This is a genomic window from Nonomuraea sp. PA05 (assembly GCF_008086045.1).
Taxonomy (GTDB): Bacteria; Actinomycetota; Actinomycetes; order Streptosporangiales; family Streptosporangiaceae; genus Nonomuraea; species Nonomuraea monospora.
Genome location: NZ_VSEY01000088.1, coordinates 1 through 19388, shown reverse-complemented (window position 1 = coordinate 19388; position 19388 = coordinate 1). Strand labels below are relative to the sequence as shown.

The 19388-nt window shown below is 74.2% G+C and carries 12 protein-coding genes and 1 pseudogene; 2 read left to right on the top strand and 11 right to left on the bottom strand.

The genetic code is table 11. The annotated features are described in order from the left end of the window. Positions 1-1139, top strand: a 1139-nt coding sequence (locus FXF51_RS61695) for a WD40 repeat domain-containing protein (protein WP_187415199.1), incomplete at its 5' end; no start/stop codon positions are given. Between the two features lie 353 nt (positions 1140-1492). Here FXF51_RS61695 and FXF51_RS59695 read toward each other — a convergent pair. From FXF51_RS59695 to FXF51_RS59670, 6 genes are all read right to left on the bottom strand, one after another. After that, positions 1493-3412, bottom strand: a complete 1920-nt coding sequence (locus tag FXF51_RS59695) for a molybdopterin biosynthesis protein (protein WP_148443740.1) — start codon at positions 3410-3412, stop codon at positions 1493-1495. Between the two features lie 19 nt (positions 3413-3431). After that, positions 3432-4652 carry a molybdopterin molybdotransferase MoeA gene (locus tag FXF51_RS59690; RefSeq protein WP_148443739.1) on the bottom strand — a complete coding sequence of 407 codons (1221 nt, stop codon included), beginning with the start codon at positions 4650-4652 and terminating at the stop codon, positions 3432-3434. Then, complete coding sequence (locus FXF51_RS59685; RefSeq protein WP_148443738.1) at positions 4649-6391, bottom strand: NAD(P)H-dependent oxidoreductase subunit E; 1743 nt, start codon at positions 6389-6391, stop codon at positions 4649-4651. Before FXF51_RS59685 ends, FXF51_RS59690 begins: the two co-directional genes overlap by 4 nt. Further along, on the bottom strand, positions 6388-9321 hold the full coding sequence (gene fdhF, locus FXF51_RS59680) for a formate dehydrogenase subunit alpha (RefSeq protein WP_148443737.1): 2934 nt from the start codon (positions 9319-9321) through the stop codon (positions 6388-6390). The genes FXF51_RS59685 and fdhF overlap by 4 nt, the downstream gene beginning before the upstream one ends. A 94-nt stretch (positions 9322-9415) precedes the next feature. Beyond that, positions 9416-11218, bottom strand: a complete 1803-nt coding sequence (locus tag FXF51_RS59675; protein WP_148443736.1) for an aldehyde ferredoxin oxidoreductase family protein — start codon at positions 11216-11218, stop codon at positions 9416-9418. 41 nt (positions 11219-11259) lie between these two features. Next, a complete protein-coding gene (locus tag FXF51_RS59670; protein WP_148443735.1) occupies positions 11260-12105 on the bottom strand; it encodes a molybdenum cofactor guanylyltransferase in 846 nt (281 codons plus the stop codon). 207 nt (positions 12106-12312) lie between these two features. Here FXF51_RS59670 and FXF51_RS59665 point away from each other — a divergent pair, with 207 nt between their 5' ends. Then, positions 12313-13560, top strand: coding sequence for a cytochrome P450 (locus FXF51_RS59665; RefSeq protein ID WP_262380662.1), 1248 nt, complete (start codon positions 12313-12315; stop codon positions 13558-13560). Here the strand turns inward: FXF51_RS59665 and FXF51_RS59660 are convergent. The 5 genes and pseudogenes from FXF51_RS59660 to FXF51_RS59640 form a co-directional block, all read right to left on the bottom strand. Beyond that, entirely contained in the window at positions 13555-14697 is a 1143-nt protein-coding gene (locus tag FXF51_RS59660; protein ID WP_187415198.1) for a thiopeptide maturation pyridine synthase, read from the bottom strand. The genes FXF51_RS59665 and FXF51_RS59660 overlap by 6 nt on opposite strands. Further along, positions 14685-15650 (bottom strand): lantibiotic dehydratase C-terminal domain-containing protein, encoded by a 966-nt coding sequence (locus tag FXF51_RS59655; protein ID WP_148443733.1) that lies wholly within the window; start codon positions 15648-15650, stop codon positions 14685-14687. Before FXF51_RS59655 ends, FXF51_RS59660 begins: the two co-directional genes overlap by 13 nt. Beyond that, complete coding sequence (locus FXF51_RS59650; protein WP_148443732.1) at positions 15647-18304, bottom strand: lantibiotic dehydratase; 2658 nt, start codon at positions 18302-18304, stop codon at positions 15647-15649. The genes FXF51_RS59655 and FXF51_RS59650 overlap by 4 nt, the downstream gene beginning before the upstream one ends. A 118-nt stretch (positions 18305-18422) precedes the next feature. Further along, positions 18423-18602: a hypothetical protein gene (locus FXF51_RS59645; RefSeq protein ID WP_148443731.1), complete on the bottom strand. Its 180-nt coding sequence runs from the start codon at positions 18600-18602 to the stop codon at positions 18423-18425. A 62-nt stretch (positions 18603-18664) separates the two neighbouring features. Continuing rightward, positions 18665-19388 (bottom strand): annotated as a pseudogene (locus tag FXF51_RS59640) (hypothetical protein); the annotation flags it as partial.

Below are 19388 nucleotides of genomic sequence, written 5' to 3'. Positions count from 1 at the left end.
CGACACCCACGCCGCCCCCGGCCGCCGCCGAGCCGCTGGGAACGCCCATCGGCGAGCCGGTGCCCCTGCCCCCGGCAGCGGGCACCCCCGCGGAGACGGCCGCGAACGGCCCCGGCGTGGCCTGCGGCACCACCGGCGGATCCGTCCTCACCTGGGACGTCACGACGACCACGATCGGCGAGGTGGGCGACGGCGGCGCGGCCACGACGGCGATCGCGTACGGCAGGCACGACGACACCCCCGTGATCGCCTCCGGCCACTCCGACGGCAGGATGCGGCTGTGGAGCCCGTCCGGCGAGAGGCTGGGCAGCCACAAGGCCCGCGATCCGATCGTCGCCGTGACGATCACCGGCGACCGGGTGGTGGCGGTGTCGCAGAAGTACGACGGCCTGCGCGACCTGTACGGCACCGTCCGCCTGTGGGATGTCACCACCGGCAAGCAGCTCGGCCCCACGATCACGGACCACTTCCAGGGCATCCGCGGCCTGGCCTTCGGCCGCCTGGACGGCGTGGACGTGCTGGTGACGGGCGACGGCTCGAACCGGGTGCGGGTACGCCGCCTGACGACGGGCGCGGTGCTGCGCACGTACAAGACCGGAGAGGTCGGCGGGATCGAGCGGCTGGCGTGCGGCGAGCTGGGCGGCGAGCCGGTCCTCGTCTCGACGCATCTGGACGCCACCCTGCGCGTGTACGACCTGGCGACGGGCAAGCGCGGGAAGAAGTGGAAGTTCAGCGATCGCAGCCCGGACGACCGGGGCACGGCCGCCCTGGTGGCGGGCACGGCGGGCGGCGTGCCGGTCGCGGTCGTGGCGCACGCGCCGCAGGGTGAGGACGCGTTCGTGGCGGTGTGGAGCCTGGAGGACGGGGAGATCGTCGGCGAGTTCGGTCACGGCGAAGGCGGGGGGATCCGCTCGCTGGCGCTGGCCGAGCAGGCGGGGCGGCCGGTCGTGGTGACGGCGGGCGGGGACCGGCGGCTGCGGCTCGGGAGCCTCGGCCCCTCCTGGGGCACGCCTTGCCCCGCCGCGCCGGAGCTCACTCCCCGGCGTCCCGCTCGCGGTCGTTCGGGCGGGCGGCCCGCCGCTGCCCGTGGCGCGAGCGGGCTAACCGCTCCGTGCCGGGCCGGTGGACGAAGTCGTTGATGGAGCGAAGGTTGAGCTGTGCGCCGGTGTTCCCGGGCCCGTTGGCGGTGGCCTCCTTGGGTGCGTGGCCGTCGAACGCGATCTCCAGGCGCCAGCCGTCGCGCCGCAGGATGACTACGGGGCCGGAGGATCGCGGGACGGTCTGCACGTCCCAGCCGTGTCGGTGTGCCCGGTGGGCAAGTGCGCGCGGATTCACCGAGTCGTACTCCTTGTGTCGAACGTCCATCGGAGTTTGGCCTGCGGGGTGTCACGGGACGGGTGCGGTAGGTAGGCGGAAAATTGATCCCTTCTCTTTAGAGGACGGTGTTAAGTCCGGTTCGGGTTCCATCGCGAGCTTTTTAGCAGGACTTCTCTTAGCGGATGCGGCGCCCTGTCTCGGCGCACGAGTACCCGCCCAGCGCCTCCACACTCGCGCGGAAGTCCTGCCGTGCGAGGAGTTCCCACAGCGGGGCCAGCGACTCCTCGGCCAGCGTCCCGGTGCGCAGCACCAGGTCGTACGGCTCCTGCGCCACGGGCACGAAGTCGAGCCCGAAGGCGCGGGCCGCGGCGAGGATGCCCAGGCCGGCGTCCGCGCGTCCGGCCGCGACGGCGGCGGCCACGGCGAGGTGGGTGTGCTCCTCGCGGGAGTAGCCGGGCACCTCGCCGGGGTCGAGGCTGTGGCGGGCCAGCTCGTGGTCCAGCAGCGCCCGCGTGCCCGCGCCGCGCTGCCGGTTGACGTAGCGCAGGTCGGGCCGGGTCAGGTCCTTGATCCCGGTGAGGCCGAGCGGGTTGCCGGGGGCGACGATCAGCCCCTGGTCGCGGTGGACCAGCCGGATGACGGCGACGTCGGCGTCCGCGCCCATCAGCCGGTCCACGTAAGGCAGGGTGTAGTCGCCGGTGGCCGGGTCCAGCAGGTGGGAGCCGGCCAGGTGGCACAGGCCGTCGCGCAGCGCCACGAGGCCGCCGAGCGAGCCGACGTTGGACGAGGCGAGGGTGATCAGCGGGTCGGCGGCGCGCAGGGCGGAGGCGGCCAGGTCGAGCACCATGTCGTGCGAGCCGATGGCGACGATGGTCCGGCCGATCTCGGACAGGCCGCGCAGCAGCTCGACGCGGACCTGCTCCCCCGCGTGGTGCCCCTCCACCCCGGAGGGGACGACGAGCAGGCCGTCGGCGCGGACGAGCGAGGTGAGCACGCCGGCGCCGCGCGGCAGCGGGGTGGCGACGAGCCGGTCACGCACCCGGCCCAGGCGCACGCGCACCCAGTCGTCCATGCCGATCGCGGACGGCAGCTTCCTGGCCAGGTGCGCGGTGGCCGACGGGCGCTCGCGCGGCGCGGCGCCCTCCAGCTCGGCGAGCATCGGGGCGGCGAAGATCTCGAACGTGAGCGCCGCCGACACCGGGTAGCCGGGCACGCCGATCACGGGCGTTCCCCCGGCCGCGCCGAGCACGACGGGATGGCCGGGCCGCACGGCGACGCCGTGCACCGCGACGACGCCGGTGGCGGCGACCACGCGGGCGGTGTAGTCGTCGCGGCCCGCGCTGGAGCCGGCGATGAGCAGCACCAGGTCGGCCTCCCGGGCGGCCTCGCGCAGCGCGGCGGCCAGCGCGCCGGGGTCGTCGGGGACGATCGGGGTCACGGCGGCCTCGCAGCCCGCCTCCCGCGCCTGCGCGGCCAGCATCATCGAGTTCGTGTCGAGGATGTCGCCGGGGGCCAGCTCGGCGCCGACCGGGCGGATCTCGTCGCCGGTCGGCACGATCACCACGCGCGGCGCGCGGCGGACGCCGAGCTCGACGGCTCCCGCCGCGGCGCAGGCGGCGACGTCCACGGGGCGCAGCCGGTGGCCCTCCGGCAGCAGCAGCTCGCCTGCGCTGATGTCCTCGCCGATGGAGCGGACGTGCTGGTACGGCGGGACGGCCGCGCGCAGCTCCGCCTCGCCCGCCGGGGTGCGGTGCACGTGCTCGCGCATGACGACGGCGTCGTACCCCTCGGGCAGCGGGTCGCCGGTGTCCACCACGGCGAAGTCGCCCGCGGCCAGCAGCACCGGGCTGGTCTCGGCCGCGCCGACGGTGTCGGCGGCGCGTACGGCGATGCCGTCCATGGCGGCGGAGTCGAAGGCGGGCGAGGATCGCACCGCCCAGACCGGCTCGGCCGTCACCCGCCCCACGGCGGCGGCGACGGGCACCCGGATCGGGGCGAGGCGGGCGGGGCAGCCCGCCGCGGCGCGTGCCTCGCGCCAGGCGGCGAGCGCCTGCGCCGCGGGGACGTCGGAGACGAAGGGACTTTCCGCGCTCATCGCTACAGGCTGACCTTGTTCATCGGTACAGGATGACCTCTGTTTCGGTGTCCGCGTCCAGCCCGGTGGCCGGTTCCGGCACGATCACGTAGCCGTCGGCGCGGGTCAGCACCGACAGCAGCGCCGACGGGCCGAAGATCGGCTCGGCGACGCCGTCGCGTACGGTGACCTGGACCACGTCGAGGCGGCCGGCCGCCGAGGCCAGGTCGCGCGACAGCCGGGCGCGGGTGCTCGGTTGCGGCGGCGGGCTCTCGCAGCCGGCCAGCCGCCACAGCAGCGGCACGCCGACCTGCCCGAACACGACGAGCGCGGACAGCGGGTTGCCCGGCAGCCCGATGAGCGGGATGCCGGAGCACTCGGCCAGCAGCGTGGGTTTGCCGGGTTTGATGGCGATGCCGTGGCACCAGACGTCGCCGACGGCGGCCACCGCGCCCGCCGTCTCGTCCCTGGTGCCCACCGACGAGCCCGCCGACACGACGACCAGGTCGGCGCCGGGCAGGACGGCGGCCAGCCGGTCCTTGAGCGCGCCGGGCTCGTCCGGGACGATGCCGATGATGTCCGGTTCGCCGCCCGCGTCGGCGACCAGCCCGGCCAGGGCGGAGGCGGTGGCGTCGCGCACCTGGCCGGCGGCGAGCCGCCCGGTCTCCGGCGGCACCACCTCGTCGCCGGTGGAGATGATCGCCACCCGTGGGCGGCGGTGCACGGTCAACTCGGTGACGCCTGCGGCGGCGAGGAAGCCGAGGTCGGGGGCGCGCAACGGCCGGCCGCCGGGCGCCAGCACGCCGCCGGGCGCCACGTCCTCGTCGGCGCGGACGACGCCGCCGCCCGGCGCGACGGGCCTGGTGACCTCGATGGTGCCCGGCATGGTCTCGGCGGTGTACTCGACCATGACGACCGCGTCGGCCCCGGCGGGCAGCACGCCGCCGGTCGGCATGGCGACACAGCCGCCGGCCCGGACCTCCACGGCGGGCTCGGCGCCCATGCTGACGGCGCCGAGCAGGTCGAGGTAGGACGGCAGCCCGTCGGACGCGCCGTAGGTGTCCATCGCGCGGACCGCGTAGCCGTCCACGGTGGAGCGGGCGAAGCCGGGCAGCGCGCCGGGGGCCGTGAGGTCGGCGACGGGCACCCGGCGCAGCGCCTGCGACAGCGGGACGCGTTCGGCGGGCGTGCGATGAGCGGGCCGGAATCCTGCGCGGACCTCGGCGAGGGTGCGGGCGGTGAAGAACTCTCTGCCGCTCAACGGTCCGGCTGCTCCTCGGATCCCTCCGGCCGGGGTTGCGGGCGGGCCGCCGCGGCCCCCTTGTTCAGCCCGAGCACGGACACGACGGGGCCCAGCGCCACCTGCCCGAGCCCGCAGATCGACGTCTTGCGCATGGTCTCCTCAAGCTGGAGGATCCGGTCCCGCCGTACGTCGTCCACAGTGGACCCGGAGTCCAGCACGCCGCGCAGCACCTCGTGCGCCTTGGTGGAGCCGACGCGGCAGGGCACGCACTTGCCGCACGACTCGTTGCGGAAGAAGCGCAGCACGTTGGTGGCGGCGGCCAGCAGGTCGGTGCCCTCGGCAAGTACCACGAGGGCGCCGGAGCCGAGCATGGTCCCGGCCTCGGCGAGGGTGCCGAAGTCGAGCGGCAGGTCGAGCCGGTCGGGGCCGATGAAGTTGGAGGAGGCGCCGCCCGGCTGCACGGCGCCGACGCGGGCGCCGCCGGACACGCCGCCCGCCAGGTCGATCAGGGCGCGCACCGTGGTGCCCATCGGCACGCAGTAGACACCGGGGCTCTCGACGTGCCCGGACACGGCGAAGAACTTCCAGCCGGTGCTGTCGCCCTCGCCCTGATCGGTCCACCAGCCGGCGCCGCGCTGGAGGATCACCGGCACGTCGGCGAAGGTCTCCACCGAGTTGATCAGCGTGGGGCGGCCGTGCAGGCCGTAGTTGCCGGGGAAGGGCGGCTTGTTGCGCGGCTCGCCGCGGTGGCCCTCCATGCACTCCAGCAGCGCGGTCTCCTCGCCGAGGATGTAGCCGCCGGGCGAGACGAAGAGGTCGAGGTCGAGGCGGCGCCCGCTGCCGCAGGCGTTGCCGCCGATGACGCCGGCCTCGCGCAGCGCCTCGATCTCGGCGCGCAGGACCTGCTCCTCGGGGCCGTACTCGTGCCGGATGAAGATCCAGCCCTGCTCGGCGCCGACCACGGCCATGCCGAGCAGCAGGCCCTCGATCACCAAATGCGGCTGGTCGGTGAGGATCTGCCGGTCCTTGAACGTGCCGGGCTCGGACTCGTCGGCGTTGCAGATCGCGTACTTGACGCTCCCCGGCTCGGTGGAGGCGACCAGGCCCCACTTCCTGCCCGTGGGGAACCCGGCGCCGCCCATGCCGCGCAGCCCGGAGGCCTCCAGCGTGGCCACCACGCTCTCGGCGCTCATCCGGCCGGCCAGCAGCGCGCGCAGGCTCGCGTACCGGTCGGAGAGGGTGGAGCCCGCCGGGTACGGGTCGTTCGGCCAGGGCTCGGCGCGTCCTGTCACGGTCGCCTCGGCCAGCTCGTCCCGGCGGGCGGCGGTCACGAGCGCGTCGAGGCCGGAGACGGGCGCCGGGTGCTCGTTGACGGCCAGCGCGGGGGCGCTGTCGCAGCGGCCCAGGCAGGACACCTCGGTCAGCTCGATCTCGGCGTCGTCGCCGTAGCGGGCGCGGACCTCGGCGATGCGGTCGTCGCCCGAGCGCAGCCAGCACGACAGGTCGTGGCACACGCTGACGCTCACCTTGGCGGGCGGGCTGGTGCGGTAGTGCGGGTAGAACGAGATGAGCCCCTCGATCTCGTACAGCGGCCGGCGCATGGTGCGCGACAGCTCCTCCAGCTCCTCGCGCGGCAGCCAGCCCAGCCGCGCCTGGATGGCGTTGAGCGCCGGGATCAGTGACGGGCCGGGGAACTTGCCCGCTCGCGCCTCGACGCCCGGCAGGCGGCGGCGTCCCACCTCGGAACTCAGGGTCATTCGGACACCCTCCACGCAGGCTCGGCGCTGAGCGCCTCGACCTGGATCGCGCAGAACTTGAACTCGGGGATCTTGCCGTAGGGGTCGATCTCGTCGATCGTCAGCAGGTTCGCCGCCGCCTCCCTGAAGTGGAACGGGATGAAGCAGTTGCCGAGCTGCTCGCGGTGGGAGACGCGGACCTGCAGCTCGATGGCGCCGCGGCGGGAGCGTACGCGGGCCGTCTGGCCGTGTGCCAGGCCGCGGTCGGCGGCGTCCTTGGGGTGCATGTAGACCTCGGCGACCGGCGAGATCGTGTCCAGCGCGAACGAGCGCCGCGTCATCGACCCGGTGTGCCAGTGTTCGAGCAGCCGGCCGGTGTTGAGCACCAGCGGGTACTCCGCGTCCGGCAGCTCCTTGGCCGGCAGCCACTGCGCGGGGACGAGGTGGGCCAGGCCGTCGTCGGTGTTGAACCGCTCGTCGAACAGGACCACGGTGCCGTCGGAGTGCTCGGGGTCGGCGTTGGGGTAGAGCTTGCCGGTGCTGCCGAGGTTGTCGTGGCGCAGGTTCGCGTACGACGGCATGAGCGCCACCATCTCGTCGAACACCTCGCTGGACGAGGCGTAGGACCAGTCCAGCCCGATACGCCGGGCGAGGTCCTGGATGATCTCCCAGTCGACGCGGGCCTGGCCCGGCGGGTCCATCACCTTGCGGCCGAGCTGCACGCGCCGGTCGGTGTTGGTGTAACTGCCGTCCTTCTCCAGATAGGACGAGGCGGGGAGGATGACGTCGGCGAACTCCGCGGTCTCGGTCAGGAAGATGTCCTGCACGACCAGGAAGTCGAGCTGCGACAGCGCCTTGCGCACCTTGTTGATGTTGGGGTCGGACAGGAACGGGTTCTCGCCCAGCATGTACATGCCGCGCACGCCGCCCGGCTTCAGCACCGACCCGATGATCTCGGTGACGGTGAGGCCGCGGTCGGGGTCGAGTTCCGCGCCCCACGCCTGCTCGAAGCGGCGGCGGGTGCCCTCCCTGTCGACGCCCTGGTAGTCGGGGTAGAACATGGGGATCAGGCCCGCGTCGGAGGCGCCCTGCACGTTGTTCTGCCCGCGCAGCGGGTGCAGGCCCGTGCCCGGCCTGCCCACGTTGCCGGTGATCGAGCAGAGCGCGATCAGGCAGCGGGCGTTGTCGGTGCCGGTGGTGTGCTGGGAGATGCCCATCCCCCAGTAGATGACGCCCGCCCCGGCCTCGCCCCAGACCCGGGCGACCTCGCGGATCAGGTCGGCGTCCACGCCGGTGATCTGGGCGGAGCGCTCGGGTGGGTAGTCGGCGACCGTGCGCACCAGTTCCTCGAAGCCGGAGACCCTGTCCCGGACGAAGTCCATGTCGACCAGGCCGAGCCTGATCACCTCGTGCATGACCGCGTTGTAGAACGCCACGTCGGTGCCGGGCTTGACCTGGCAGTAGTAGTCGGCGTGCTCGGCCACGGTGCTGGCGCGCGGATCGACGTAGACGATCTTCGTGCCGCGGCGGCGGGCCTGCTTGAAGAAGGAGCTGGCCACGGGGTGGTTCGCCGTCGGGTTCGAGCCGGTGATGATCACGACGTCGGCGTTGGCGACGTCGCCGTACGTGGTCGAGACCGCGCCCGAGCCGACACCCTCGAACAGGGCGGCCACCGACGAGGCGTGGCACAGGCGGGTGCAGTGATCGACGTTGTTGGTGCCGAACCCGGCCCTGATCAGCTTCTGGAAGAGGTACGCCTCCTCGTTGGAGCACTTCGCCGAGCCGAACCCGGCGATGGCGCCAGGCCCCAGCTCCGCGTGGATCTCCTTGAGCCGCCGGGCGACCAGGTCGAGCGCCTCCTCCCAGGTGGCCTCGCGGAAGTGCGGCAGCACCTCGTCGTAGTCGACGAGGCCGCCGGGCTTGCGCTTGCGGTCCTTGCCGTTCCTGCTCAGCCTGGCGCTGCGGTCGCCGCCCCCGCCGGCGCGCCCCCTGTCGTTGGAGGCGTCGCCGCGCACGTCCGCCGACAGCGGGCCCTTGGGGTAGGACGAGTCCTTCCTGATCAGCGGCATGGTCAGGCGTTGCGGCGAGGCCGCGTAGTCCCAGCCGTAGCGCCCCTTGACGCACAATCTGCTCTTGGAGCCCGGCTGGTCGCGGCCCTCGGCGAAGGCGATCGCGCCGCGCGACCGGTCGACGTAGTAGGTGAGGGCGCAGCCGACGCCGCAGTAGGGGCAGACGGTGTCGACCGCGTCGAGCTCCTGGCGGGGACGGATGGGGATGTCGTTGATGGGCTTGTTGGTCAGCGCTCCGGTGGGGCAGGCCTGCACGCACTCGCCGCAGGTCACGCAGGAGCTGGCGCCCATCGGGTCGTTCAGGTCGAAGGCGATCCTGGTGGAGTACCCCTTGCCGGAGCGGCCGATGACGTCGTTGCCCTGGATGTCGTCGCAGGCGCGCACGCAGCGGTCGCACAGGATGCACGCGTCGTGGTCCACGGCGATGACCGGGTTGGAGAGGTCCACGCCCCGGCCCGAGCCGCACGGCAGGTCCGTCGTCTCCTTGGCCACGTCGAAGCGGTCGGCGAGGTCGAGCAGCAGGTTGTCGCCCGTGGTGGTCTGCTTCGGGTCCTCGGCCCTGGGCGGCTGGTCGGACAGCAGCAGCTCGGTCAGCGTCGCGCGGTTGCGCTCCAGCTCCGGGGTGCTGGTCCTGACCTGCATGCCGTCCTCGCAGGGGCGTACGCAGGCGGCGGCGAAGGCCCGGCCGCCCGTGTCCACCACGCACATGCGGCACACCCCGACGGGGTCGTAGCGCTCGTTGTGGCACAACACCGGGATGTCGATGTCCACCTGTTTAGCTGCGTCGTAGATGCTGGTGCCTTCCGGCACCGTCACGGGACGGCCGTCTATCTCGACGGTCACGGTGTGCACGGCGGTCGCCGGCTCCTCGAGCGTCGTCATCTCAACCCCAGTTTGGCATACGGGATACGGCATACACCATGCCAGCAATCTACCCCCGCAGGTGCCGGGTCTTCTACCCCTGCGCACACGATCTTCACCCGTCGAGCAGAAGATCGGGAAGATCCGCCGCCGCGACGCGCCCCTCGGCGTCCAGGCCGCGCGCGGCGTAGTAACCGGCGACCATCGAGCGCAGCCGGCCCGCGTCCAGCGCCGCGCGGCGGCCCGAGCCCAGCTCCAGCGGCGTCTCCAGCATCCGGGCGGGCAGCGTGTCGTCGGCGGCGGTGGCCCCCTCGCGCAGGTTGAACGCGCGTTTGGCCCGGACGATCCGCCGGGCGGTGTCCCGCAGCTCGGCGGCGTCCAGCCGCCAGCCGGTGACCAGCTCCAGCAGCCTGGCCCACTCCGTGAACGGGTCGTCGAAGACGCCGCGCAGGAACTTGCACAGGATCATCGAGTCCATGACGGCGGCGCGGTCCTCGGTGCCGACCGCGGCGGCGACGTGGGCCGCGCCGCCCGACAGGCGGTCGAGCTCGCCCGACAGGTCGGCCTCGTAGGCGCCGGACCGGTTGTGGTCGGCGCCCCTGGCGTTCACCGCGAGCCCCAGCGCCATCGCCTGGAGGCTGCGCGGCTCGTACCCGGGCAGCTCCAGCCCCTTGACCTGCGGCGCGAAGTCGATCGACGAACGCCCCACGACAGCCGCGGCCCGCCGTGAGCCCTGCGCGAGCAGCTCCCCCAGGCCCGGCGACCGCTCGCCGATCGCGTCGAGCGCGCGCAGCAGCGCCGCGCCGTCGCCGAAGCGCAGCCACGGCTCGTCGAGCAGGCCGCGCTCCACGCACTCCATCGCCCACGCGATCGTGCCGCCCGCCGAGATCGTGTCGATGCCCAGCTCGTCGCAGCGGGCGCTGGCGGCGAACACCTCGTCGGGATCGGACACGCCGCACAGCGGGCCGAGCGCGAAGACGTTCTCGTACTCCATGCGCTGCTTGCCGCCGCCCTTGCGGGAGTAGATGTGCTCGCAGCCGATCGAGCACGACGCGCAACTGTTGCGCGCCACCCCGCGCAGCTCGTGCAGCTCCTCGGCGGCCAGGCGGGGCGCGCCCTCGAACGTCGCCGCGGTGAAGTTGCGGGTGGGCAGGGTGCTGACCGCGTTGAACGCCAGCAGGTTCGCCAGCGTGCCCAGCTCGCGGTACTTCGCGGTGGCCGGGCCGAAACTGCGCCCGCGCAGGTCGCGGGCGGCGGCCAGCACCCCGGCCTGGTCCGCCACCGACACCTTGGTCGCCGCCCTGACCAGCACCGCCTTCAGATTCTTGGCGCCCAGCACCGCGCCCAGGCCACCGCGGCCCGCGTGCCGGCCGTCATGACTGATGGTCGCGAACCTCACCTGGCGCTCCCCCGCCGGACCGATCGCCGCCGTCCGCCAGGTCCGCCCGAACCGCTCCCGCGCCGCGCGCTCCGCCTCCGCCGCGCTCAGCCCGGCCAGCTCGGGAGCCGGTACGAGGCGCGCGCCGTCGCCGTCGATCAGCAGCACCGACAGCTCGTCCGCCCTGCCCCTGATCACGATCGCGTCGTGGCCGGTCAGCTTGCCGGCGATGGCGAACTGGCTGGAGGCCAGGGCGTCGGTCAGCAGGCCCGTCAGCGGCGACTTCGCCACCACCGCGAACTTGGCGCTGGTCGTCAGGGGGGTGCCCACCAGCGAGGAGAAGACGAAGGCCAGGGGCGCTTCCGGGGCCAGAGGGTCCGCGCCGGGGGGTGCCAGGCGGTGCAGCAGCCAGGTGCCCAGGCCAACGCCGCCGAGGTAGGCGCGCAGGACGCGGTCGTTCAGGTCGTAGGGGGTGGTGGTCGCACGGTTGCCGGCGACGTCGATGAGCAACGCTTGTCCGAAGAATCCGCCAGGCGCCATGTCCCGACTCTACGACGCGGCACGACCGGTGACGGACGTGCTCAGCCGCCCGCGTCCGCCGACAGGAAGGCGACGGTGTCACCGGCCACCACGGGCAGGGCCGCCTCGCGGGTGACCTGGTCGCCGTTGAGCGCCGCCACCACGTGCCGGTCGAGGGTCAGCCCCACGGCGGCGGCCACGGCACCGAGCGTGGCGGCCCGCACGGCGTGCGGCCGGTGCCCGCCGTTCCTGGCCAGCGCCCCGAACCGCTCCACCGTGACCTCGGGCGGCTCCCGGTCCCTGGCCGCCGCGTAGTCCTCCGGCGAGTTGACGTTCACCACGGACTCCAGCGCCGGATCGACCCGGGCGAGCCGCTGATCGGCCAGCAGCTCCTCGTCGCCGAGCTGGACCACCTCGCAGTGCTTGAACAGCATGCCCGGCCGCAGATCCCCCTCGGCCAGCAGCCCGGCGACCAGCCCCGCCAGGGAGGTCCGGTAGCCGGCGGCGAGGGGCTGCCGGAACCCTCTGGCCACGGGCAGCGCGACGTCCGTGCCCGGGGTCAGGGCGTCCAGGACCCGCCGGACGAAGGCGGGGTGCAGGAACGGCATGTCCGTGGAGCACACGAAGGCCGTCTCGGCGCGGCCGGCGACCGCCGCGAGCCCGACGGCCAGGCCCTGCATGGGGCCCAGCCCTTCGACGGGGTCCTCGGCGACGGTGACCCCGGCGGGCAGCGGCGGCAGCTCCTGCCCCGGTGCGGCGACCACGACGACGGGGCCGTCCACCGTTCTGGCCAGCACCGCGGCGGCCCGGTAGAGCAGGGTCGATCCGTGCCATTCCAGCCAGGCCTTCGGCCGCCCCATCCGGGTGGAGCGCCCTCCGGCAAGCACCACGCCCGCGGCAGTCTGCATGCTGGCATGCTAGGCCACGCCGTGGATCGCTCGCGTCTCTTGACCCCCCTAGTTTTCCTTGCCTACTGGTAGGGAAACGCGGTCGTCGCCCATCCCGTCAGCGTCATTCATTCCCCGCTTGAGAATCGGTTGCGTATCTTAACTCGGTGATCTACGGTGTCCAGCGTTAGATACGGGTACGTACCCTAATCGAGAACAGGACCCCTGATGACCGACAGCGGCGTGGCGGAGAAGTCGTCGAGCGTGAGCACCGCGGGAATGCGGCGCATCCTGCCCGCGGAGATGGTGGAGCGGGGGGCCGGCCCGTTCGCCCCGCCGCCGGGCCTGCGCGGGCAGGGACCGGTCCGGCCGGTGGACCTGCTGAACGGCGCGCGGGCGTGGCTGGTGACGGGCTTCGACGAGGCCCGCGCGGTGCTGTCGGACGCGCGGTTCAGCGCCGACAAGATGCGCCACCGCGACGCCACCTCGCTCCGGCCGCCCGCGGAGCCGCCGCGGGGTGAGCGCGAGGACGGGGCGTTCGTCTTCATGGACCCGCCGGAGCACACCCGGTTGCGGCGGGCGCTGACGGGCCAGTTCACGGTGCGGCGAATGCGGCAGCTCGAGTCGCGGGTGCGGGAGATCGCGGTCGAGCACATCGAGGCGATGCGGGCGGCGGGCACGCGGGCCGACCTGGTGCCGGCGTTCGCACTGCCGCTGCCGTCGCTGGTCATCTGCGAGCTGCTGGGCGTCGACTACGCCGACCGCGCGGAGTTCCAGGAGCGCACGACGGTCGGGCTGAGCGCGACCTCGACCCCGCAGGAGCAGCTGGCGGCGCGCGGCGAGCTGCACGCGTTCATGCGGCGGCTGGTGTCGGCCAAGCGCTCCGACCCGGCCGACGACCTCCTGTCGGGCCTCGTCCACGACGCCGACCCGCCCCTGACGGACGCGCAGCTCACCGACATGGCCCTGCTCCTGCTCACCGCGGGCCACGAGACCACGGCTAACATGCTGGGCCTGAGCACGTTCGCGCTCCTCCAGCACCCGGAGCAGCTCGCGGCGCTGCGCGCGGACCCCGGCCTGATCGACAACGCGGTGGAGGAGCTGCTGCGCTTCCTGTCGATCATCCAGCTCGGGGTCAGCCGGGTCGCCACCGAGCCGGTGACGCTGGGCGGCGTGGACCTGCCGGCCGGCGCCACCGTCGTCATCGCCACCCCCGAGGTCAACCGGGACCCGCGGCACTGGCCCGACCCCGACGCGCTCGACCTGGGCCGCGCGCGCACCCCGCACCTGGCCTTCGGGCACGGGGTGCACCAGTGCCTGGGCCAGCAGCTCGCCAGGATCGAGCTGCGGATCGGGCTGGGCGAGCTGCTCGCCCGCCTGCCGGGCCTGCGCCTGGCCGTGCCGGCCGAGCAGGTGCCGGTGCGCGACGAGATGCTCGTCTTCGGCGTGCACTCGCTGCCCGTCACCTGGTCATGAGACTTCGCTGAAGCGGCGCAGCGTGTCCAGCCCCGACAGGCCGTAGACCTCCTCCACGGCGTCCGCCAGGAGGTGGCAGGTCATGAACCGGTCGAGCGGGGTGAGCCCGAGCCGCGTCAGGTGCAGGTACGTGTAGTTGAGCAGCACCCGGTAACGCCGGAAGGCCGGCGTGGCGAAGATCGCCTCGTGGTAGGCGGGGTTGTCGAAGACCAGGCGTTGCAGCTCGCTGGGGTCGCGGTGGCCCGGCGGGGGCGGGTCGCCCGGCCTCGGCTGGAAGGCCTCGCCAGGCTCGACCGTCGGCTGGACGAGCCTGCCGTCCTCCATCAGCGCCGCCACCCGCGGCCGGTACCGCTCCAGCAGCGCCGCCCACTCCCGGACGAACGGGACGGGCGGGGCGGCGACGTCGTCCAGGCAGGCGACGACGTCGCGCACGCGGCGCGTCAGGGCCGTGCGGTGCCCGGCGAAGGCCCGCTCGAACGACGCGCGGGCCCGCGCCGGGTCGGCCGCCCACGTGAGGTAGCCCTCGGCGTGCATGCGGAACGACAGGTAGCTGCGGTCGATGCGGCGCGCCGTGTGCGCGATGGTCAGCATGAGGCTCAGCGCCAGCCCCGTCCTGCCGTCGCGGCCCGCCCGCACGTGCTCCAGCATGCCGAACAGCAGCGGGGTCGCGTCCGTGTAGAAGGACGCCAGGAGGTCCGCCTCCTCGTCGCTGCCCAGCACGTGGCGGCGGGAGTCGTACGGCGCGTCGCGGATCGAGTTGTCCGGCGGCCACGGCGTGAGCGGGCCGCGCTCCTGCTCGCGCATGGCGAGCAGGCGGTGCCTGGGCAGGCTCGCGGCCGGGTCCAGCACGGTCGTGGACGGGTGCTCGCGCAGGTAGGCGCCGACGGTCTCGTCCACGCGCGGGCGCACCACCCGCCGCCAGACGGGCGGGGGCGCCTTGACGTTGATCCGCAGGTGCGGGCCCTGCCGCCAGTGGCGCAGCACGTACGCCGCCGCCACTTCGCCGCGCAGGCCGTCCAGCAGCGGGCGGACGGCGTCCAGCAGCAGGCCGTCCTTGTCGGGCGCGTGGTAGTGGACGTGCACGCTGTGCCAGGCGGGAGCGTCGTGGGGGGCGGGTGAACGGGTCAGGGGGACCACCTCCGGGGATCGGCCAGGCCTGCGACGGCGCGGGCCGCCAGGAACGTCGTGTGCTGTTCTGCCGCGGCGCGCAGGCCCAGGCGGTTGTGGAACAGATGGACGCAGCGCATGAGGATCAACGAGACCGTGCGGCGGGCTTGCGGGGCGGCGACGGCCAGGACGGCGTGCGGGGAGCCCGAGTCGAGAGGGGCGCAGCGGCCGGCGGCGTGGAGGGCGTCCAGGTCGGCGCGCAGGGTGCGCAGGGACGCGGCCCATTCGGACAGGAGGGGGCCGGCGTGGTGCGGGGTGGCCCACAGGGTCCGGGTCTGGGCGAGGAGGGCGGGCTCGCGGCGCCGCCAGTCCGCTTCCAGCTCGGACGACGCCTCACGGGTGGCCGTGGCCAGGCGGCGGGCGGCGGCGGGCAGGTCCGGTTCGCAGACGGCGAGCGCGATCGTCAGGGCCGCCAGGCCGATCGCCGTGCGCCTGCCCAGGTCCGTGCCGGCGCGCAACACGTCCAGGGCCAGGCGGCTCGACAGGGCGAAGTGCCGTTCGGCGGCGGCCACGCAGGCGGGGTCGCCGTACGCGTCGTACTCGGGGCGGTAGCCGATGAACGCCACCGAGCCCGGCGGGTGGAGATGTTCGTCGTAGGTCGTACGGCGTTCGCCGCGGGCCATGGCGGTGGCGAAGGCGCGGTAGGCGGCCGGGTCGACCTGGGGGGACGGGTGGGTGGTGAAGTGGGCTGCCGCCCGGTAGCTGATCATTTCCCGGACGTGGCCCGCGCGTGTGCGGTCCGGCACCTCCAGGCGGAGGCGTACGTGCTGGCCGCCCTCCCAGTAGCGCAGGAAGAACGAGTGGCGGACCGTGCCGTCCGCGGCCAGCTCGCGTGTCAGGGGGTGCACCACGTCGGTGATCAGGGGGTCGAGGTCGCCGAAGTGGAACAGGTGCGCGCTGACCCAGCGGTCTTCGGCCGTCATCGGCCCGGCTTCGCGGAGAGCTGCACCACGTACTCGGTGACGCGGGCGTCCGTGCCGTAGCGCGGGGCCTGCGCGGGGTCCGGCAGCGCCTCCTCCAGGACCAGCAGCGCCTCCGGGTCGCGCAGCGTGCGGACGAAGCCGGTCAGCAGCAGCGGGTCCGTGACGTCCACGTACATGGGCTTGCGGTCCTTGCTCAGCAGGCCCGCCAGCAGACCGCCCCGCAGGTCCACCACCCGGGCGAAGAACCGGCGAGGCACCTCGTGCTCCGCCAGCCACCCGGCCAGCCTCAGCAGGTACGCGGCCTCGCCTTCCCCCTTGCCCGGCGCAGGGAACAGCCCGGCCCGCATCCGCCACGCGGCCCGCGCGACCGTCAGCCGCCCGACGTCCATCCTCGGCCACCGCTCCACCGCCCCCTCGACCGGCGGCTCGCTCCTGGTGCGGAACACCCATCCGGGCACCATCGCCGTGGACGGCTCGCCGAACGCCCTCATCAGGAACTGCAGCCATGGCGGCAACCAGTACTGCGCGGTCATCCCCAGGTGAACCGGCCGGACCTGGCGGCCCGCGCCGTCGTACAGCACGACGCGGTCCTGTGCGGGGTCGTAGCCGACGGTCAGGCCGGCGGGGGCGACGCGCGGGAGGGTCGCGTCGGGGGCGGTGAAGGGATGGTCGAGGGCCAGGTCGGCGGTGGCGGGGCGGACGTTGAGGCCGCCGCCGGCGAGGCCGCGGCATTCGGCCACCAGGACGTCTCCCTGCCCGGCACGCAAGTGCTCGGCGGGCGGGGCCTCGCCGCCTGTCAGGGTCACGAGGCGGTGCAGGCGGGACAGGCCGCGTCCGTAGCCGGCGGAGATCGAGTTCACTACCGCGCGGATGCCGTCGGGGCCGGGTACGGCCTGGAGGTAGCAGCAGATCGAGCCGGGCGGGCGGATGAAGCCCGGCCAGTCCTGCGCCAGGGCGGTCAGGCGGGCGGCCGTCAGGTCCACCACGGCCGGCCCTGAGGCGCCAGGTTCCGCGCCGCCCCCGCCGCCTGCACCGGCCGCACCGCCGACACCGCCCGCAGAGCCCGCGCCGGGTCCTGCGCCGATGCGTTCCCAGAAGCCGCGTCGCAGTTCGGTGAGGCGTTTCAGGCCCGGTGGCGGTTCTGTGCCGGGGAGTGCGCGGGTGCCCGCGACCGGGTCGCGCAGCATGGCACGCAGCAGTGCCCCGCCCTCGCCCGGCGCCGCGGTGTGGATCTCGCGGTAGAGGTCCACGGCCGGGATCCGGGCGGTGGGGCCGTGCCTGTCCAGGAAGAACGCGGTGGCGGCGATCTTGACGGGAAGGTCGGGGTCGAACAGGCCGAGCAGGCCGCGCAGGGCGTCGAGGTCGTCGCAGACGGGGCGCCAGGCGGTCGCGTTCAGCCGGCCGGCCGTGGCGGGGATGACGGCGCTGTGCCACAGCAGGTTCTTGTCGGGGAGGGACGGGCCCGGTGGCAGCACCTCCCGCAGCGCCGCGCGCACGGTGCCGGCCGTCTCGGCGTCGTCGGTGGTGGTGCGCAGGGCCTCGGCGACCCGGAGCACGGCCTGCGTGTACGGCGCGGGACCGTCCTGCGCCAGCCACGACGCCAGCTCCCCCACCGGATCCGCGCCCTGCTCGTCGTACGGCGGAACGTACTCCAGCAGCCCCGCCTCCGCCAGCGGCTCGATGCCGGGGGCCGAGGCGAGGGTGGCGGCGGGCCGGTCACGCACCCAGGCGAGGGCCTGCCGCACCCCGGGGGTGGCGGGGACCGCCGAGAGGGGTTCGCCGTGCCCGGGGCTGAGGAACCAGATCCGGTGGCCGTCGTCGGCGGCGGACGGGTTGACGCGGAGCCGGGCCCGTTCGCGTACCCGCCGGTGCCGGGTGAGCACCGCCCACAGCGGGCGCAGGACCGCCCGGTCGAGCTCCGCCATGACCAGCCAGGACGGTTCGCCGCACGTCCGCACGGCGGGCCCGCCGGCCTCCCACCGCCCCAGGCCGCTGAGCGTGAACGTGGCGTACGGGCTGGTCTTGACGCTCGCCCTGGCCAGGTAGCGGGCCAGCCGCAGCAGTTCCTGGCGGTCGGGCGGGCGGTCGGCGGGGCCGGCGAGCCAGGCTTCGAGCCGGCCGGCCAGCACCGCGCTGCCCTGGGCGAGGCTGTGCCGGAACCCGGCGTCGGACACCGCCTCGCGCAGCACCGCCGTCTTCTCGCGGGACTCCTCCGCCAGCACGGCGGGCAGCGCCGCGCGCAACTCCCCGGCGCGCCGCCGCAGCGCGGCCCACGCGCCGATCCTGGCGGCCAGGGGCGGGGGCAGGGCCGCCAGCACCTCGCCGGACGTCGCCCGGCCGCCGGGGTCCCGTCCCGCGAACACCGCGCGCCGCAGCGCCACCAGCCCCGCCTTGACGGGGCCCGCCGCCACGCCGCCGATCACCTCGTGCAGCGGGACGGACAGCTCCGCGCCCTCGCGCCGCAGCCGGGACGAGGCGTTCGCGAGCTCGTCCACCAGCCGCCACGTCCGGACGCAGCGCATCCGGTCCAGCGCGGACACCGGCAGCCCCGCGACGCGGACGGCCAGAACGGGCGACAGTGCATAATCGGGGTCAGCGAGCCTCGCAGAGTCGCCGTCCCCCGCGACGGGGACGGCGTGCGCTACCTGGGTCAATGGAACGCGCTCCTTGAAGGGTTCGTCAGGGGCCGAGGGCGCCCACGGCACGGGCGCCCTCGGCCCTGCTCGTCATCCCGGTGGCCGTGCGCGGCTCACCGGAGGGCCGACGCCGGCCTTACAGCTCCGGAGCCCAGCAGCTCATCGCCGTCAGGTACGACGAGCAGTAGCCCGGGGAGGAGGAGGCGCCGGTCTCGATGGTGCCGTGACCCTCCGCCACGATGGAGTCGGCCGACACGACGTCGATCGAGTCGATCTCCAGGCCGCGCAGGTCGAGCTTGAGGTTCTCACTGGACATGGGTGTCTCCTTCTTGTGTGCGTGTTCTGCTACGGATGGTCACGCTGTCGTCGGGGTGGGCGTCACCTCCTCGTGGACGGGGCCGGGATCGGGCGGGTCACCAGGGGCCCGCCGGTCGGTGGGGTGCCCATCGCCAGGAAGGACAGGCTCCTCAAGGGGGTTCCGGTGAGGCCGAGGACCTCGTCGGTGGTCTCGTTCGCGCCGTCGGAGTGGATGCGGGCGGACAGGCCCAGCGCGGTGGCGGCGAGGGTGGCGCGGTGGGTGCGCAGGCCTGTCTCCAGCTGCTGCATGCGGTACCAGCGGTCGCCGAACGTCGCCGCGCCCGACAGGGGGTCGCCTGCCGGGATCAGGACGGCGGCGGCGCCGCGCAGGGCCAGGCGGGTGTTGGGCAGCAGCGGTCCCGTGGTCACGGCGTCGAGGTGGGTCGTGATCGTGGTCAGGGTGTGCTGGGCGGGGTCGTACCAGTAGGCGCCTCGGGGGAGGTCCGGCACGCGGAGGGCCAGCAGGCACAGGGCGGTGGTGGCGCCGGGGAGGTCGGACGGGAAGGGGGCGCAGGCTGCTGCCAGGACCGTGGTGAGTGCTCCCGGGGGGAGCGGGGTGGGGCGGTAGCCGGCTGTCGGGGAGGCGCGGCGGGATGTGGCCGGGGATGGGTGGGCTGTGGTCAGGGGGGTGGGGGCCGGGAAGGTGCGGGCCGGGCGGGCTGGTGGTCGCGGGCGCAGGCCGGCGGAGGGCGAGGCGGAGGGCGAGGCGGAGGGCGAGGCGGAGGGCGAGGCGGAGGGCGAGGCG